Genomic DNA, 16,197 nt, shown 5'->3' with positions numbered 1-16,197 from the left:
GGCGCACTAAGCATAACTTCTCTTATTCCAGAGTGTTCCTCTCTGGTCACTTTACCTTGACCCTTCGTGCGGGTTAAACGCTGGCTGTTTCAATGTATTTGTGAAACACCTATGTGTCATCAAATTGAGCCGTCAATGCGCGGCCAGAACCAGTATTGATTAAGCGTTCGGCTGTATCGCATCCGAGCATGTTGGAGTGGCAAAAACCGTGTTGAGCAGAATTCGCTTAAAGCCCGTGATCGTCCTGTCCCTTATGGCAGTTCTTGGTGCATGTGCCACACGCCCACCCGAAGGAACGCCTCCGGGGGAAACTTTCGACCCGTATGAAAATGCCAATCGGGGCATCCACAAGTTCAATCTGGGCGTTGACCGGTTCCTGTTCCGCCCGGCCTCGAAGGGATACGTCAAGATCGTTCCGGATCCGATGGTCACCAGTTTCAACCATTTCGCCGAAAACCTGACGATGCCGGGGCAGGCGCTGGATTACCTGCTGCAAGGCAATCTCAAGCAATCCGGGAATGCCCTTCTGCGGTTCGTGATCAACACAACCGTCGGCGGCGCGGGCCTATCCGATCCTGCCAGCGAATTGAATCTGCCGCCGGTGGATACGGACTTCGGCGAAACCCTGCACGTCTGGGGTGTCGGCGAAGGCGCCTATGTGGAACTGCCGTTCTATGGCCCGTCAACCCAGCGGGATTCGATCGGCGTGATCGTCAATCTGTTCTCGAACCCCATCAACTTTACCCCCGTTCGCCCCGTCGACAATATCGGTGTCTACGCCGAGGTTGTACGCCGCATGGGGGATCGGGGCCGGTTCTCGGATACGGTTGATTCAATCCTGTACGAAAGCGCTGACAGTTACAGGCAGGCACAGACCATCTACCTGCAAAACCGGCGCTTTGAACTGGCAAGGGACGATGAAGAGGCCTATTTGGGTCTGTATGACGATCCCTACGCCGAAACCGGGACCGACCCTGTCAGGGACCCCTACCTAGACCCCTACGAGGACCCCTATGCCGAGTAACCATCTGAACCGACGCCACTTTATCGCCACCGGCTTGGCTGGTGCGCTGATGACCGCCCTTCCTGCTTTTGCCCAGACCGAAGCCAGCGCCAAGGCGTTGGTTGTCAGTGTCGTGGATGAAATCAACCGCGTGATCGCCTCGGGTAAATCCGAAAAAGCGATGATCCGCGATTTTGAGAAAATCTTCGTGAAATATGCCGACGTGCCGATCATGGCGCGCTATGTGCTTGGGGCCGATGGCCGGTCCGCCAGCCCTGCGCAACTGAAGCAATTTACCAGCGCATTTCAGGGCTATATCTCGAACAAATACGGTCGCCGTTTCCGCGAATTCATCGGCGGTCAGGTCACCGTGCGCAATGCCCGCAAAATCAAGGCCGGGTACGAGGTTCGCACCTCGGTCAAGCTACAGGGATCGTCGCCGTTTGAAGTGACCTTCCTTGTTTCCGACAAGTCGGGGCGTGACAAGTTCTTCAACATGTTCATCGAAGGCGTGAATATGCTGCTGACCGAACGGACCGAGGTCGGGGCCATGCTGGATGCCCGTGGTGGTGACCTGAACCGCCTGATCAAGGACATGAACCGGAACAAGGTGAGCTGATCCGCCTCACACTCAGACTGACGCCGCCCGATCCCTGATCGCGCGGCGCCTTTGTTTTAGTTCAGGCGCTCGCCGGTTTCTTTGGCAAAGTAGGACACCTTGCTCATGTCAAAGGCAAGGTTCAGCTTTTTGCCAGCCTGCGCACGGGTTTCCGCGTGCAGACGTGCCGTGACCTGTTTGCCGCCCAATTCCGAAACCACATAGGTATCGGCCCCCGCCGGTTCGACCATATCGACCAGACACTCGGCCTCTTGCACGCCATCACCTGCGCGGAACCCCGCTTCGGCGATGTCTTCGGGGCGCAGGCCCAGAATCACATCCTGCGGCAGCGACAAATCACGTGCATCATTCAGCACCAGTTCGCCGCCGTCGCGCGCGATGGCGATCTGGGTGCCCGAGCCATTCTTCCGCGCCTGCGCCGGGATCAGGTTCATCGCGGGCGAGCCCATGAAATCGGCCACAAACAGGTTGGCCGGGTTGTTGTAGATCTCGGCCGGGGTGCCGATTTGCTGAACCACCCCGCCTTTCAGCACGACGATCTTGGTCGCCAGCGTCATCGCCTCAATCTGGTCATGGGTCACGTAAACGATCGACGCATCCAGCGTCTGATGCAGTTTCTTGATCTCGGTCCGCATCTCGACCCGCAGCTTGGCGTCGAGGTTCGACAGCGGCTCGTCAAACAGGAACAGCTTGGGATCGCGCACTAGCGCCCGGCCCATCGCAACACGCTGTCGCTGCCCACCTGACAACTGGCTGGGGCGGCGGTTCAACAGAGGCTCGATCTGCAAAAGCTGCGCGACTTCTTTCAGCTTGGCATCCTGCGTCGCCTGATCCACCCCGCGCACTTTCATGCCGAACGTGATGTTCTTGGCGACAGTCATGGTCGGGTAAAGCGCATACGACTGGAAAACCATCGCGATGTCGCGGTCCTTGGGGCTGACATGGGTCATGTCATTGCCACCAATGGACAAGGTGCCGCCGGTGATCTCCTCCAGCCCTGCGATACAGTTCAGCAGGGTGGACTTGCCGCACCCCGAGGGGCCGACCAGAACCAGGAAATCACCCGGCTCGATCGAGATGTTGATGTCCTTTAGAATCTCGGTCGCGCCGTAATTTTTATACAGATTTTGGATATCGAGGATCGGAGCCATGATTTATCCCTTCACAGAACCGGCGGTCAGACCGCGGATGAAATACTTACCGGCAACGACATAGACGAGCAGCGTCGGCAGCCCTGCGATGATCGCGGCGGCCATGTCGACGTTGTATTCTTTGACGCCGGTGGTGGAGTTTACGATGTTATTCAGAGCTACGGTCACGGGCTGCGTGCCCGCCTGACTGAAGGACACGCCGAACAGGAAGTCGTTCCAAATCTGCGTGAACTGCCAGATCACGGTCACAACGATGATCGGCAGCGACAGCGGCAGGAAGATCGACCAAAAAATCCGCAGGAACCCAGCCCCATCGACACGCGCGGCCTTAGTCAGCTCGGCCGGGATGGTGACATAGTAGTTGCGGAAAAACAGCGTGGTGAAGCCCAAACCGTAGATGACGTGGACAAAGATCAGGCCCGGAATGGTCCCGGCGATCCCCATCATGCCCAGCAAACGCGCCATGGGCAGCAAAACCACCTGAAACGGGATGAAGCAGCCAAACAGCATGAGCGAGAAGATGATGTTCGCGCCTTTGAACCGCCACTGAGCGACGACATAACCATTCAGCGCGCCCAGCAGGGTCGAGATCGCCACAGCAGGTACCGCGATCAGGACCGAGTTCCAGAAATAAGGCCGCAAGCCCTCGCACTGAATACCGGTACAGGCACCGGACCATGCGGTTTTCCAGGCATCAAAGCTGACCTCGCGCGGCAGGGAAATCAGGGACCCGGTGCGGATTTCCTCAAGGCTTTTCAGCGATGTGGTCAACATCACGAACAGCGGCATCAGGTAATACAGCGCAAACAGGCCCAGCAGGACATAGAGCAACCATCGCAGGGCAATCTTGCCAGCGGCACTTTGGCTACGGGGTTCGGTTTGGGATTGGGGCATCGACAGATCAGTCATTTTTCGCCCTCAGCTCTGAGTAAAGATAGGGAACGACGATGGCAAAGACGACCAGCATCATGATCATCGCGGAAGAGGCCGCCTGACCGATGTCACCGCGCGAAAACGCCATGGCGTACATGTAGGTTGCCGGCAGATCGGTCGCGTAACCCGGACCACCACCTGTCAGGGCGATGACAAGGTCAAAGCTTTTGATCGCAAGATGCGCCAGCACGATAAAGGCCGACAGAAAGATCGGGGCCATCGAGGGGATGATGATCGCCGTATAAATGCGCCATGTTGGGATACCATCGACCTGGGCTGCCTTGATGATCTCTCCATCCACGGATCGCAGACCGGCCAGAAACAGCGCCATGACGAAGCCCGAGCTTTGCCAGATCGCGGCCATCACGATGGTGTAGATCGCGTAATCGGGGTTCACCAGCCAGTCGAACTCGAAATTCGTGAAGCCCCAGCCCTGCACCATGGATTCGATACCTAACCCTGGGTTCAAAATCCACTTCCACGCCGTGCCGGTCACGATCATCGACAGCGCCATCGGGTACAGGTAGATCGTGCGGATCGCCCCTTCGACGCGGATCTTCTGATCCAGCAGGATCGCCAGCAACAGACCCAGCACCATCGCAATCACGATGAACAGCGCGCCAAAGATATACAGGTTGTTAATTGCCGTATCCCAGCGGGGCGAGTCGAACAGGCGTTCATACTGGATGAAGCCCTTGATCTCGTATTTCGGCAGCAGTTTCGATCGGGTTAGCGACACCCAAGCCGTCCATCCGATAAAGCCGTAGACAAAAATCAATACGGCAATGAACGACGGTGCCAGCACCACCTTGGGCAGGTGGTTTTCCAGCCATTCGGACATTTTTTCCTCCGGGGAAAGATGCTCTGCCCCGTCAGTATAGGGGGCAGAGCGTATTGGATCAGTAGCTGTTTGCCACTGCGTCCGCCAGTTGCTGAACCGCGTCAGCCGAGGACATTTCCGAGTTGAAATGCGCGGTTACAACATCGGTAATCGCACCAGACTGCGACCCACGCAATGCCATGCCATGAGCATAGGACGGCAGCAGCGAACCGCTGGCCGAGGTCGAGCCCATGTCTTCGGCCGACAGGTTTGCGCAGATGTCAAAGTCATCCAGCGCCACGTCGGTCCGTGCCGGGATCGAACCTTTGTTCAGGTTGAACACTTTCTGGAAGTTCGGCGCGACGATCAGCTTGGCCAGCAGATCCTGACCCGCTTTCTTGTCATCTCCGTCCACGTCGAACATGGCGAAACTGTCTACATTGTAAAGGTAGCCGTCACCGGGGGTAGAGGCGCATAGGAAGTCCTCACCCGGTTTTTTGCCAGCCGCCAGAAACTCACCCTTGGCCCAATCACCCATGATCTGAAAGGCCGCTTCGCCGTTCATCACCATGGCCGTCGCCAGGTTCCAGTCACGGCCCGAGAAGTTTTCGTCCACATAACCACGCAGGGTCCGCATCTGGTCAAACACCTGCACCATCGTGTCCGAGGTCAACGCCTCGGGGTCCAGATCGACCAGCGCCTTTTGGTAGAATTCCGGTCCGCCGATGCCCAGCAGTACAGCTTCGAACACGGTCGCGTCCTGCCAGGACTGACCACCATGAGCCAGCGGAATTACTCCGGCATCCATCAGCTTGACGGCAGCCGCGTTGAACTCGTCCCACGTGGTCGGCATCTCGATGCCATTGGCGGCCAGGACATCCGCATTGGCCCAGATCCAGTCCACGCGGTGGACGTTCACAGGCGCGGCACACCATGTGCCTTCGCACATCATATGACCCGCGATCGAGGCCGGCAGAACATCGGCCCAGCCTTCGGCTTCGGCAACGGATGAGATATCGGCCAGAACGCCTTCTTCATACCATTCCTGAATCGCCGGGCCTTTCAACTGAACAGCGGTCGGCGCGTTCCCGGCCAGAACACGGGCACGCAGGGCTGTCATTGCAGCATCACCGCCGCCACCAGCGACCGGCATGTCGGTCCAGGTGCCGCCATTCGAGGCGAACTCTTCCTGCAGAACGGCTACCGACTTGGCCTCACCGCCCGACGTCCACCAATGCAGAACTTCGGCTTCGGGGCCCGCCAGCACCGACGATCCGGCCAAAACCGCCATCGTCGATACAGTGGCAAATGCAAAACGCTTCATTTTCTGTCTCCTCCCTGAGAACTTACAGGCTGCCGCAGCAGCGATAACGGCCATACTGGTGTTCGGGTGCCGTCTGGCAACGTGAAATCCGCGTCAAGCCGCTGCGATGGTCCAAATATTCACCGCTTCTGTTACAGCGTGTTACGTTGACATTGAATCTGTTTCCGTTCGTTACAATTGATGACGCCAGGAGGCAGAGCACGGGAGGACGAATACTGTGAGCATTCCGCGGCTGTTGGTGGTCGATGACGACCCGGACATGCGGTCAATGATGACCCAGTTCCTGCAGCAAAACGGCTTTATCGCCCTGCCCGCCAGTTCCGAGGCTGAAATTCGCGCACACCTGAACGCGGGCCGCATCGACCTTATTCTGCTGGACGTCATGCTGGGCGATGAGAACGGTGTTGAAATCTGTTCCCGGCTGCGTGCCGAACAGGACGTGCCGATCATTCTGGTATCCGCTTTGTCGGCAGATCACCAACGCATGGCGGGGTACGAGGTTGGGGCCGATGACTACATCGCCAAGCCGTTCAATCCTCAACTGCTGCTGGCCCGCGTGCGCGCAGTAATGCAACGGGCGCGCCGGACGCCTTCTCTGGCCTACCGCCGCCGGACTCGTAGCTTCCGGTTCGACGGGTGGCTCTATGACGGTAAACGGGATGAGGTGCACTCACCCGAGGGTTATCTGGTCGCGCTGTCGCAACGTGAAACGGCGCTGCTGAAGGTTTTGCTGGCCAATCCGCATATTCCACTGAAGCGCGACGAAATCGTTACCGCGCTGGACGTAACCGGCGACTCAGACAAGCCAGAAGCGCAAGGACGGGCCATCGACATGCTGGTTGGTCGCTTGCGGTCAAAGATCGAAGCCAATCCGAAGGACCCGCAGATGCTGCGCACTGAGCGCGGCGTTGGATACGTGTTCGCCGCAGATGTTTCGGTGCAAGAGGAATGACGTTGCGCCTGCGCAACCTCGGCTGGATCTGGGCGGTATCGGCATTTGCCGTCGGAGTGCTCTGCGCTAGCCTGTGGTTCGCGTCATCCCGCGCCTGGACCCAGTTCCAGATGCGTTCGTTTGTTGCCGGGTTTACGATCTATGAGGACCTGCGCACCGGAATGGTCTCCTCCCCTGAGTTTTCCATCACACCTTTGTCGCCTGACAATGCAACACTTGCAGAGAGAGGTGAATTCAACCGCGTTCCGGGTTTTTCCGACCGCCGGTTCGTGACCAACCTGTCCATCCTGACCGACAGTTCGTCCCCACTGAGTGGACGGGAACTGACGCTGGCCGTCCTGTCTGACCGGTTGGTCTATCCGGTGTCCGATATCGTTTCCGGCAGCGATCAGACCGGCCCCGAAAAGATGGGCAACCTGACCAAACTGCTGGCGACTTATTGCAGTGAGCCCATCGTGTTCGCGCAATTCGGACGGGGGCCATGGTACCAGGTGGATGGAACGAATATCTGGGGATGCCGGGCCGCGCCTGCCGACCTGAGATTGCCGGCAATCCTGTTGGGCGTTGTCGCGCTGGCGGTGATCATGACGTCGGTCGGGAACGCGTCGGATACGTTCACACGTTTTTCCCACGCTTTGCGAGAGCGCCAGCGGCGCGGCGGTCCGGACAGTTATGACACGAGCGGCCCCGCTGAACTGCAGGACATCGTATCGGCCGTAAACGCACATCTCGAAGCGGAACGCGCGCAACTGGAAAAACGTGCAACAGTTCTGTCCGGGGTCAGTCATGACCTTGGAACGCCGGCAACCCGTGTCCGGCTTAGGGCCGCCCTGATCCCCGATGACGAGCTGCGCGAAAAGCTCGAGGCGGATGTGGATCAGATGACGGGGATGATCGAAAGCGTCCTGACCTACACGCGGTCTGAACTCAGCGTTGAAGAGCCGCGCCAGATTTCACTGACCGCTTTGGTCGAAGCGGTCGTCGCTGATTATCAGGACATGGATCTGCCGGTTACCTTGCAAAAGGTCGATCCGGTGGCGGTGCAGGGCGCGCCTTCGGTCTTCATGTCCCGCCGGGGACAAGGCAGCCTGCCCGAGACACGGCGTATGCTGGTCATAGGGCGACCGATTTCCCTGAAACGCGCCTTGACCAACCTGATTGACAACGCCCTGAAATATGGCCGCCATGCCGAGGTGCAACTGGAAACGGATGCGCGCACCGCAACCATCACAGTTCAGGATAAGGGCACAGATCTGTCCGTTTCGGATATCGAAGATTTGATGACCCCGTTTCGGCGTGGATCGAATACGGGATCGTCCGATGGTTTCGGGCTGGGTCTGACGATTGCCGCGACAGTTGCAGAACAACACGGAGGCGCGCTGAGTTTCGAGGCCGGCGACAGGGGCCTGCGCGCGTGCCTGCAAATCACCCGGCAATAACAGGTCAGGTCATATAGCTGCGCACCAACGCACCTGCGATCAGGGACCAGCCATCCGCGATAACAAAGAATGCCAACTTAAACGGCAGCGATACTGTCGCTGGTGGCACCATCATCATGCCCATAGACATCAGTACCGCAGCTACAACCAGGTCGATGATCAGGAAGGGCAGGAAGATCAGGAAACCGATCTGAAATGCCCGAGCAATTTCAGACAACATGAAAGACGGCATCAGAATCGAAAGCGGCGCTTGGGGCGACAAGGCAATCGCCTCCCCCTCAGGACGCAGGGCGGCCATCGCATGAAATGTATCCGGATCTAGCCGAGCCGCCATAAAGCTTCGAAATGGCTGCAGGGCGCGCTCAAGCGCCGGTTCCACATCCATTGTTTCGTCGATCATTGGGCGAATGCCGGTTGTCCAGGCTTCGGTAAAGACCGGCTCCATAATGAAATAGGTGAGAAACAGCGCCAGGCTAACGATCAGCATATTGGGCGGAGATTGCTGCAATCCAATACCTTGCCGCAGGATAGCCAGAACCGTGATCAGAAAAGGAAAGCACGTGATCATGATCGCCAGTCCGGGCGCAAGGCTCAGCACTGTGATCAGAAGGATCAACTGGATGGTCCGCGCCGAGATCGAGCCGCCCTCTCCCAGCGAGAGCGACAGCTCTTGCGCCGCCGCCAGCGAGGGCATCAAAGATACAGCGGCCACGGCCACCCAAAGCAGCAAGCGCATCAACCGATCCCGTTCTGCAAGTCCGCAATCTCGGTCAACCTCACGGCTAGCTGACCCGCCTGATCGCCCTCCATCTCTTCCAACAGTCCGCGCGCCACCAAGTGATCGCCAACATACAGATCGACCGGGTCTTCGATCCGCTTGTCCAAGGTTAGCACCGCATTCTCACCCATGTTCAGCAAATCCCGGATCGGGGGACGCGCGCGCCCGACCGAGACCGTGACCTCGATCGGGACAGAGTCGAAGGGACTGGACTTTTCAGGTTTTGGGATTTGGTCGTCACTCATGGCTCAATGCCTCTTTTGCCTCAAAAACATACGCGTCGAATGCGCCTGAGATCGTTGCAAGCAGGGCGCTGCAATCTACCTCACGTTGGAAAACACCGACCTGCAAGCGCGCTTGACCGGGCTCCAATGCCGGGTCTTCAATCACCTGGGTCTCGGAGGACAGACTCCCTGGCACCATGCTCTCCAACTCGGACGCGCACCCTTCGGGCACAAAGGCCTGCATGGGCTGCCCGATGTGATCACGCGCCATTTCGGTCAACTGTTCGACCAGCCGGGCCGCAAAGCCACGGTCCAGTGTTTCGGGCAAAACGGTTCGCGTTAGACTCTGGAACATCGGCTCCAACGACGTGGACATCCGTGCAATCGCTTCGTGATATGTGAAGGACATATCCTCAAGTGATTTGGCCAGAGTTGCAGACGCCTCGCCACGGTCCTGTTCCCGCGCCTGAAGCGCGTCTTCCCATCCTGCGCTGTAGCCTTCTTCATACGCAGCCAGCCGCATTTCTTCCAGCGCGTCGTCATCCAGGAGATGCACCTTTCCTGTTCCAGCCTGCAGGGTGAAATCTTCCAGAAGGTGAGCAATTGACATCAGACCCGCTCCTCCTCTTCCTCAAGCCAACTGCGCAGGATTTCGACAGTCTCTTCCTGCTTGTCGCCGATCATCGCCCGCAGCCGCTCCACCGGATCAGCGCCGGTTGACGGAGCAAGTGCTGGTACGTTGCCTGCGGGCGCCTGCGCCTCAAGCGGAGCGAAATTGCCGTTGTCCCCGGTTGCAATCTCGCCGGTCAGGGCAGCATCTGACTCGGTTAGCTGGGACGCAGGCAACAAGGCGGTCGCTTCGCTCGGTTTCGTTAGGATTGGGCGGATCACGAACAGGCCCAAAACCAGAGCGACAAACGCCAGAACCACCATCTGAATTAACGACATCGCGTCCAAATGCACTTTTTGCCAGATCGAAGCAGACGCCAAGGTCCCCTGTGGCTCAACCACCGGGAGGTTCAGGGACTTTAAGGTAATCACGTCCCCGCGTTCGGCGTCGAAACCAACCGCTGAGGCCACCAATTCCTCAAGCGCGGCAAGTTCAGCCTGCGGCATCGGTTCGAAGCGTTCCACCCCAGCGGCGTCCACCGCTCGAGTTCCGTTCACCAAAACGGCGACAGTCAGTCTTTTGACCGCCCCCGGTGCATTGTGAACCTCACGCTCTGTCTCTGAAACCTCATAGTTCACACGTTCGCGCGTTTGCGTCGCGTTCGAGTTCGACTCATCACCGCCCGCGCCATCGCCATCCGGCAGGTTCGACGCCACCGTTACATCCGCCGATTGGTTCCGCGCACTGTCCGAGCGTTCCTCGACATCCGTGCTGATCGCGACCCGACCGTTGGGATCAAACCGACGTTCGCGTATGGATTCCGTTTTGGTCACGGTATCAACGCTGACCTCAACAACCGCGTTTCCGGCCCCGACTCGAGCTTCGACAAGGCGCAAGACCCGCTCGCGCAACTGGCGTGACTTATCATCAGCCGTGTCCGAGGCAACAGCATTATCCTGCGCGCCAATCACGGCCCCGCTGGAATCGATTACCGCCACATTCTCGGGCGCAAGCCCGCTGACGGCCGAGGCAACAAGAAACCGGATCGCCTTGGCCTGATCCGCTTTAATTTACGCCCCTGAAGACACCACATAGACCGACGCCGTCGGCGCGATGCTGCGTTGAAACGGATTGGTTGATCCATTCGCGATATGCACACGCGCCTGACTGATATGCGGGCTGCCAACGATGGTCCGGGCCAGCTCGCCTTCTTTTGCACGCCAATAAGCAGCATCGAACATCTGCGACGTCGTGCCAAAACCGCTAAGCGAATCCAGAAGCTCGTACCCCTGCGTTCCGTTGGCGGGCAAACCTTCGCTCGCCAGTGTCATGCGCAGTTCGTCCCGCTGCGACCCCGGCACATAGATCGAGCCGCCCCGAATCTCGTAGGGAACGCCACGCTGTTCCAGCGATCGGACGATATCCCCCGCCGCGCCACTTTCCAGCCCGGCATAGAGCAAGGTCATCGACGGTGCCGTCACCAATCGCGACATCGCAAGGACGCCCAAAAACACCAGCACAACCGCACTGGCAAGGATGATTTGTTTACGCCTGTCCAAACTAGCCCAGACAGTTCCGATCTGCTGCACGCTCACCTCCGACTCGCCGACATTCTGCCCGGCGCATCCCTTGTTTGGACGATTGCCCTTAACAATCGGTTAGTCCCTGCCGGGTTATGACGATCGCAGAACGGATGAATGAGGACCTCATGACCGACGCGACCGCAGAACAGGCAGAAATCTCGAAAAAATCGGGGAAAATGGGGCTGATCATCGGGCTGATTCTGGCGATGATTGGCGCAGCAGGCGGGTATTTTCTGACCACCTCGGGGGCGTTGCCAATCGGGACCAAGACCAGCACGCATGAGGCCAAGGAAAAAAAGAAAAATACGCCCGGAATGGCGTTGCCCGATGTTGGATTTGTCGACCTTCCGCCAGTGATCGTTTCGGTAAATACAGGCGCGTCCCGCCACTTGAAATTTCACGCTCAACTTGAGGTGAGTTCTGAATTCCTGGGTGACGTCGAAAAAATGAAACCGCGAATCATGGACGTTCTGAACGGATACCTGCGCGCGGTCGAAATCTCAGACCTCGAAGATTCTCTGGCGCTTATGCGTATCCGCGGACACCTGCTTCGGCGCATCGGAATAGTCGTCGGAGAAGATCGCGTGCGCGATGTCCTCGTCATGGAATTCGTACTGAACTAGGAGGCGAAGTTGGAACTGATCGCAGATATGTTGCTTGTTGCGGGGGCCCTTGGTGCGGGTTTGTACTGCTTCGTTCTGTCCCGGCGCCTGAGGCGTTTCACAGATCTGGAAAAAGGGGTCGGCGGCGCGGTGGCTGTCTTGTCGACGCAGGCGGATGAATTGAAGAAATCACTGGATGCAGCGCGGGCGGCGACTGACAAATCTGGGGATGGCTTGAAGGACCTGACCCAGCGAGCAGAAACAGTTGCGCAGCAGTTGGAACTGATGATGGCGTCGATGCACGACGTCATCACGGAAGAACCCAAGCCCGAAGCCCCCACCAAAGCCGAAACTGATACTGCGCCAGAGGCCCCAGAGGCTGAGATTTCACCAGACGTCGCTCACAGAGCTGACACATCAGAAGATGATGCGGATCACGTCCAGAAACCAGAGCAAGACAGCCCGGCCAAACGACCGGTTGGCCTGATGTTCATGCGGCATGGTCGTAATCGGGGCGAGGTCACAGGATGAAGCGCGAACCTGCCAACCGACCCAAAGGTGGTGTTCTTGCAGTGATATCCGCTTTGATGGTCGGCTCAGCCGCGATTCGAGTGGGACTTGAAGCCGGACCTGCCCTCGCCAAGACCACCGAACCAACGGCATCCGAGCCCGCCAATACTCAGGTAGACCGGCCCGGGGCGCAGGAACTTCTGACCGCGCTGTTGCGCCGCGAAGAAGCGTTGAAAGACCGCGAGGCGGCGTTGCAGGTCAAGGAAAAGGCCCTGAGTATCGCGGATCGGGCCGTTGCGAGCAGGTTGGTCGCCTTGCAGGAGGCCGAAGAAAACCTGCGCGAAATGCTGGCCTATGCCGAAAAAGCCGCCGAAACCGACCTGACACACCTGACTGACGTGTACCAAAGTATGAAACCGAAAGACGCCGCAGCCTTGTTTGAAACGATGGACACGGGGTTTGCGGCAGGTTTCCTGTCGCGCATGCCACCCGATGCGGCAGCGGGCGTTCTGGCCGGGCTCAGCCCCGAGGCGGCTTATACGATCAGTGTCATCATGGCCGGTCGAAACGCCTCAGCCCCCCAAGAATGACCTGAATCTTAACACCCGCCTTTGACTCTGCTGGAGATCACACATGATCGGACTAATCGGAATTGTCGTCATTTTCGTCATGGTATTTGGTGGCTATCTGGCTGCTGGTGGCAAGATGGCAATTATTTTGAAATCGCTACCGTTTGAAATGATGATGATCGGGGGGGCGGCTGTCGGTGCTTTTCTGATCAGCAACGACCTGAGCGCTGTGAAACACACCGCCAAGGACATCGGCAAAGTGTTCAGGGGCCCGAAATGGAAGCCCGAAGATTATCGCGATCTCTTGTGCCTGTTGTTTTCCCTGATCCGAATTGCAAAGGCCAATCCGGTCGAGGTGGAGCAGCATATAGAGGACCCCGAAAATTCATCTTTGTTTTTGGCCTACCCAAAAATTCAGTCAGACAAGGAGGCCGTTGATCTGATTTGCGACACGATGCGCTCTGCGTCGATGAACTATGACGATCCGCATCAAGTGGAAGAAGTGCTGGAAAAGCGGATGGAGGCGAATTTTCATCATGCCATGCATTCCAGCCACGCCCTTCAAACGGTTGCTGATGGCCTGCCCGCTCTGGGGATTGTCGCCGCTGTTTTGGGTGTGATCAAGACAATGAGCTCCATCGAGCAGCCACCCGAGGTTCTGGGGAAGCTGATCGGTGGGGCCCTTGTCGGGACATTTCTTGGTGTTTTTCTGGCTTACGGTCTGGTCGGACCCTTCGCCGGCAAGCTGAAAGCCGTCGTTGAGGAAGACAACCATTTCTACCAACTGATCAGGGAGGTGCTGGTCGCCAACTTGCACAACCACAATCCTGCAATGTGTATCGAGGTTGGACGTCAGAACACGCCCACCCACAACCGGCCGGGTTTCTCCGAGCTTGAAGACGCGCTGAAAGAGCTCAAGCAGGCGGCGGCATGATGAGAGCAGGAATACTCGCAGCGGTTCTAATGGGATTGGCTCAGGCGGCTGTCGCGCAGGATGTTCCGGTTCGGTCAGGTGAACACGAAGGTTACACCCGGCTGGTTGTGCAGGTGCCCGCGAATACGGGCTGGACCCTTGCGCAGACTAAAAACGGCGCGCGCCTGAGCGTCGCGTTGGATGGCGTGAAATTCGATACCCGCTCGGTCTTTCGCCGGTTGACGCAAGATCGTCTAGCGGCGATTTCACAGAGCACTCCGGGAGGAGCGCTGGAAATGCAATTCGGTTGCGACTGTGTCGCGTCCTCGTTTTTGCACAACAAGACGATGATCGTGGTGGATATTACTCCGGCGGCACTGCTCCCGGAAATCAGCGGCGACATTCCACCCCCGCTGCTGCCCAAAACGACCCCGGCGCAAAACCCGTTGAAGCAAACACAACTGCCGGAGGCGTTGTCGCTACCACTATTGAGTTTGAATGCGCAACAGCTTGAAAGCCAGTTATCGACCCGGTTTCTACAGGGTGCCGACCGCGAACTCGTCGACCTCAGGATTGCTCCGGTTGGGCCCAGAGCGTCCATCGCGCAAGAACCTGTGCTTGCGCCGATGGATCCGGGCGCAAATATCACCGTGACTTCAGTTTTGGATGAATTGGATGAATTTCTGGATGCAGGCATTATCCCGAATGAACGCCAGCCTCAGTGCCTGTCCAGCGCAGACCTAAGCTTTGGGACATGGGGCGGAACGAAGCCGTTTCCAGAACTTGTGTCAGCGCTCCGGTCAGCAATGTATCAGGAATTCGATACCCTCGATGAAACGAAGGTATTGGAATTGGCAAAGCTATACGCGTCCCATGGGTTTGGCGCAGAAGCGATTAAGGCATTGGGCTTGTTGGGGCGGAATTCGCGTGAATCAGAACGCATCAACGCGATCGCGCAGTATATGGACAACGGTCAAGTTTCCGGGTCAAACCCGTTCAATGGCCAGCAAGGGTGCGACAGCGATGCGGCATTGTGGGGGGTGCTGACCGAAGGGAACCTATCGGGTTATGTTCGGTTGAAGACAGTGGAACAGACCTTCCAGCGCCTGCCGAAACATCTACGGCGTCAGGTAGGTCCGGCCTTGGCCGAGATTTTGACTGAAGGTAAGGAACTGGAGGCCGCCCGGCGCGTATTGCGGGCAATTGACCGGGTTTCGGATTATTCCACGGCAAGCGCGTCTCAGGCCAAGGCGACCGTCGCAACGGCGGAAGGCGATGGACAACGCGCCGAAACACATCTGGCGGACGTCATCTCATCTTCGGGCACAACGGTAGAGGCTCCGCTGGCCCTTGCACGACTTGTCGAGAAACAGTGGTTCGACAGAGGCTCTGTTTCTGCGAAAGAAGTCGAATTGGCTGCCTCTTACGCTGTTGAATTCCGAGGTTCAGAGTTTCAGCCCATGACCCAGCGCACCCATGCAGTTGCCCTAAGCCTGAATCATGAATTTGATCAGGCGCTGAACCTTCTGGGGGAAATCCCTAAGGACGCGGAGGATGAGGTCGCATTAAACCGGGTCACGCAAATGCTGGTGGAACGTGCAGATGACACGACTTTTTTGCGCCGCACGCTGATCATGTCGAAAAGAAACACCTACGCTCTGTCGACAGAAACCGCCGTCGCGGTAGCAACCCGGTTGGCATCGCTTGGTTTTGCGGGTCGGGCCCATTCCATGGCAAGTCGGATTCAAGACAAGACGCAAAAATCGGATCGCGCGCGTATCCGGGCCCAATCTGCCTTACAGAGTAACCGGCCGCATCAGGCGCTGCTTGAACTGGCTACAACCCCGCCTAGGGATACTGTTGATCTTAGGGTACAGGCGTTGCAGGCAACGGGCGACTTCGCCGCCGCGGCCAACGTGTTAAGGGCCTCGGGTCAGCATGAAGCGGCTAACAGATTATTCTGGTTGGCCAATCTTAATGATAAAGTAAAAACTGAACATGACGATCGGTTTAGCCAAGCCAGCCAATCCACTCAGTTCCTTTCGCAACCTTTGACCCGCAGCCCGGACAGGCCTTTGGCCGATGCCAGAGAGCTATTGCAGCACAGTGCCAATACCCGACGGGAGATTGCTGCGCTCCTGTCGAAAGTGGCTGAATGAAAACTAGA

The 16,197-nt window shown here is 57.8% G+C and carries 16 protein-coding genes and 1 pseudogene; 9 read left to right on the top strand and 8 right to left on the bottom strand.

Going from position 1 to position 16,197, the window contains the following annotated elements; translation table 11 throughout:
- The first annotated feature begins 253 nt into the window (after positions 1-253).
- Both GOX73_RS07240 and GOX73_RS07235 read left to right on the top strand, forming a co-directional pair.
- On the top strand, positions 254-1,024 hold the full coding sequence (locus GOX73_RS07240; protein WP_171123229.1) for a VacJ family lipoprotein: 771 nt from the start codon (positions 254-256) through the stop codon (positions 1,022-1,024).
- On the top strand, positions 1,014-1,622 hold the full coding sequence (locus tag GOX73_RS07235) for a phospholipid-binding protein MlaC (RefSeq protein ID WP_171124150.1): 609 nt from the start codon (positions 1,014-1,016) through the stop codon (positions 1,620-1,622). The genes GOX73_RS07240 and GOX73_RS07235 overlap by 11 nt, the downstream gene beginning before the upstream one ends.
- A gap of 56 nt (positions 1,623-1,678) precedes the next feature.
- Here the strand turns inward: GOX73_RS07235 and GOX73_RS07230 are convergent, their stop codons facing one another.
- From GOX73_RS07230 to GOX73_RS07215, 4 genes are read right to left on the bottom strand one after another with little or no spacing between them, the layout of a single operon-like run.
- Positions 1,679-2,773, bottom strand: a complete 1,095-nt coding sequence (locus GOX73_RS07230) for an ABC transporter ATP-binding protein (RefSeq protein WP_171123009.1) — start codon at positions 2,771-2,773, stop codon at positions 1,679-1,681.
- A gap of 3 nt (positions 2,774-2,776) precedes the next feature.
- On the bottom strand, positions 2,777-3,682 hold the full coding sequence (locus GOX73_RS07225) for a carbohydrate ABC transporter permease (RefSeq protein WP_171124147.1): 906 nt from the start codon (positions 3,680-3,682) through the stop codon (positions 2,777-2,779).
- Positions 3,675-4,547: a carbohydrate ABC transporter permease gene (locus GOX73_RS07220; RefSeq protein WP_170387762.1), complete on the bottom strand. Its 873-nt coding sequence runs from the start codon at positions 4,545-4,547 to the stop codon at positions 3,675-3,677. Before GOX73_RS07220 ends, GOX73_RS07225 begins: the two co-directional genes overlap by 8 nt.
- 58 nt (positions 4,548-4,605) lie before the next feature.
- On the bottom strand, positions 4,606-5,850 hold the full coding sequence (locus GOX73_RS07215; protein ID WP_171123013.1) for an ABC transporter substrate-binding protein: 1,245 nt from the start codon (positions 5,848-5,850) through the stop codon (positions 4,606-4,608).
- A 217-nt stretch (positions 5,851-6,067) separates the two neighbouring features.
- Here GOX73_RS07215 and GOX73_RS07210 point away from each other — a divergent pair, with 217 nt between their 5' ends.
- Together GOX73_RS07210 and GOX73_RS07205 are read left to right on the top strand one after the other, a co-directional pair.
- Complete coding sequence (locus GOX73_RS07210) at positions 6,068-6,802, top strand: response regulator transcription factor (RefSeq protein ID WP_171123016.1); 735 nt, start codon at positions 6,068-6,070, stop codon at positions 6,800-6,802.
- The gene (locus tag GOX73_RS07205) at positions 6,799-8,241 is read left to right on the top strand and encodes a HAMP domain-containing sensor histidine kinase (RefSeq protein ID WP_171124145.1); all 1,443 of its coding nucleotides are present in this window, start codon (positions 6,799-6,801) and stop codon (positions 8,239-8,241) included. Before GOX73_RS07210 ends, GOX73_RS07205 begins: the two co-directional genes overlap by 4 nt.
- 4 nt (positions 8,242-8,245) lie before the next feature.
- Here GOX73_RS07205 and fliP read toward each other — a convergent pair whose 3' ends face one another.
- The 4 genes and pseudogenes from fliP to fliF form a co-directional block, all read right to left on the bottom strand.
- The gene (gene fliP / locus GOX73_RS07200) at positions 8,246-8,977 is read right to left on the bottom strand and encodes a flagellar type III secretion system pore protein FliP (protein ID WP_171134838.1); all 732 of its coding nucleotides are present in this window, start codon (positions 8,975-8,977) and stop codon (positions 8,246-8,248) included.
- Complete coding sequence (locus GOX73_RS07195; protein WP_171124141.1) at positions 8,977-9,264, bottom strand: FliM/FliN family flagellar motor C-terminal domain-containing protein; 288 nt, start codon at positions 9,262-9,264, stop codon at positions 8,977-8,979. Before GOX73_RS07195 ends, fliP begins: the two co-directional genes overlap by 1 nt.
- Positions 9,257-9,853, bottom strand: a complete 597-nt coding sequence (locus GOX73_RS07190; RefSeq protein WP_171124139.1) for an ABC transporter ATP-binding protein — start codon at positions 9,851-9,853, stop codon at positions 9,257-9,259. The genes GOX73_RS07195 and GOX73_RS07190 overlap by 8 nt, the downstream gene beginning before the upstream one ends.
- Positions 9,853-11,442: pseudogene (fliF, locus tag GOX73_RS07185) on the bottom strand (flagellar basal-body MS-ring/collar protein FliF). The gene GOX73_RS07190 and the pseudogene fliF overlap by 1 nt, the downstream one beginning before the upstream one ends.
- 119 nt (positions 11,443-11,561) lie before the next feature.
- Here fliF and fliL point away from each other — a divergent pair.
- Genes fliL through GOX73_RS07160 form a run of 5 tightly spaced genes read left to right on the top strand, consistent with a single transcriptional unit; the run spans position 11,562 to position 16,189 of the window.
- On the top strand, positions 11,562-12,059 hold the full coding sequence (gene fliL, locus GOX73_RS07180) for a flagellar basal body-associated protein FliL (protein ID WP_254429132.1): 498 nt from the start codon (positions 11,562-11,564) through the stop codon (positions 12,057-12,059).
- A 9-nt stretch (positions 12,060-12,068) separates the two neighbouring features.
- A complete protein-coding gene (locus tag GOX73_RS07175; RefSeq protein ID WP_171124135.1) occupies positions 12,069-12,569 on the top strand; it encodes a DUF6468 domain-containing protein in 501 nt (166 codons plus the stop codon).
- A complete protein-coding gene (locus GOX73_RS07170) occupies positions 12,566-13,138 on the top strand; it encodes a MotE family protein (RefSeq protein WP_171124133.1) in 573 nt (190 codons plus the stop codon). The genes GOX73_RS07175 and GOX73_RS07170 overlap by 4 nt, the downstream gene beginning before the upstream one ends.
- Positions 13,139-13,181: 43 nt before the next feature.
- Complete coding sequence (gene motA / locus GOX73_RS07165; RefSeq protein WP_171124131.1) at positions 13,182-14,051, top strand: flagellar motor stator protein MotA; 870 nt, start codon at positions 13,182-13,184, stop codon at positions 14,049-14,051.
- The gene (locus GOX73_RS07160; protein ID WP_171124129.1) at positions 14,048-16,189 is read left to right on the top strand and encodes a hypothetical protein; all 2,142 of its coding nucleotides are present in this window, start codon (positions 14,048-14,050) and stop codon (positions 16,187-16,189) included. The genes motA and GOX73_RS07160 overlap by 4 nt, the downstream gene beginning before the upstream one ends.
- The last annotated feature ends 8 nt before the right edge of the window (positions 16,190-16,197 follow it).

Source organism: Ruegeria sp. HKCCD7221, from assembly GCF_013031225.1.
GTDB lineage: Bacteria > Pseudomonadota > Alphaproteobacteria > Rhodobacterales > Rhodobacteraceae > Ruegeria.
Note: the sequence above shows the minus strand (reverse complement) of the source record. Positions and strands in the feature narration are given on the sequence as shown.

What these genes read in the sequence shown, in the direction of transcription:
- GOX73_RS07240 (WP_171123229.1), top strand. Translation starts at nt 254, where the DNA reads ATGGCAGTTCTTGGTGCATGTGCCACACGCCCACCCGAAGGAACGCCT.
- GOX73_RS07195 (WP_171124141.1), bottom strand. Translation starts at nt 9,264, where the DNA reads ATGAGTGACGACCAAATCCCAAAACCTGAAAAGTCCAGTCCCTTCGAC.
- fliP (WP_171134838.1), bottom strand. Translation starts at nt 8,977, where the DNA reads ATGCGCTTGCTGCTTTGGGTGGCCGTGGCCGCTGTATCTTTGATGCCC.
- GOX73_RS07220 (WP_170387762.1), bottom strand. Translation starts at nt 4,547, where the DNA reads ATGTCCGAATGGCTGGAAAACCACCTGCCCAAGGTGGTGCTGGCACCG.
- GOX73_RS07170 (WP_171124133.1), top strand. Translation starts at nt 12,566, where the DNA reads ATGAAGCGCGAACCTGCCAACCGACCCAAAGGTGGTGTTCTTGCAGTG.
- GOX73_RS07235 (WP_171124150.1), top strand. Translation starts at nt 1,014, where the DNA reads ATGCCGAGTAACCATCTGAACCGACGCCACTTTATCGCCACCGGCTTG.
- GOX73_RS07225 (WP_171124147.1), bottom strand. Translation starts at nt 3,682, where the DNA reads ATGACTGATCTGTCGATGCCCCAATCCCAAACCGAACCCCGTAGCCAA.
- GOX73_RS07190 (WP_171124139.1), bottom strand. Translation starts at nt 9,853, where the DNA reads ATGTCAATTGCTCACCTTCTGGAAGATTTCACCCTGCAGGCTGGAACA.
- GOX73_RS07205 (WP_171124145.1), top strand. Translation starts at nt 6,799, where the DNA reads ATGACGTTGCGCCTGCGCAACCTCGGCTGGATCTGGGCGGTATCGGCA.
- GOX73_RS07215 (WP_171123013.1), bottom strand. Translation starts at nt 5,850, where the DNA reads ATGAAGCGTTTTGCATTTGCCACTGTATCGACGATGGCGGTTTTGGCC.
- motA (WP_171124131.1), top strand. Translation starts at nt 13,182, where the DNA reads ATGATCGGACTAATCGGAATTGTCGTCATTTTCGTCATGGTATTTGGT.
- GOX73_RS07160 (WP_171124129.1), top strand. Translation starts at nt 14,048, where the DNA reads ATGATGAGAGCAGGAATACTCGCAGCGGTTCTAATGGGATTGGCTCAG.
- GOX73_RS07230 (WP_171123009.1), bottom strand. Translation starts at nt 2,773, where the DNA reads ATGGCTCCGATCCTCGATATCCAAAATCTGTATAAAAATTACGGCGCG.
- fliL (WP_254429132.1), top strand. Translation starts at nt 11,562, where the DNA reads ATGACCGACGCGACCGCAGAACAGGCAGAAATCTCGAAAAAATCGGGG.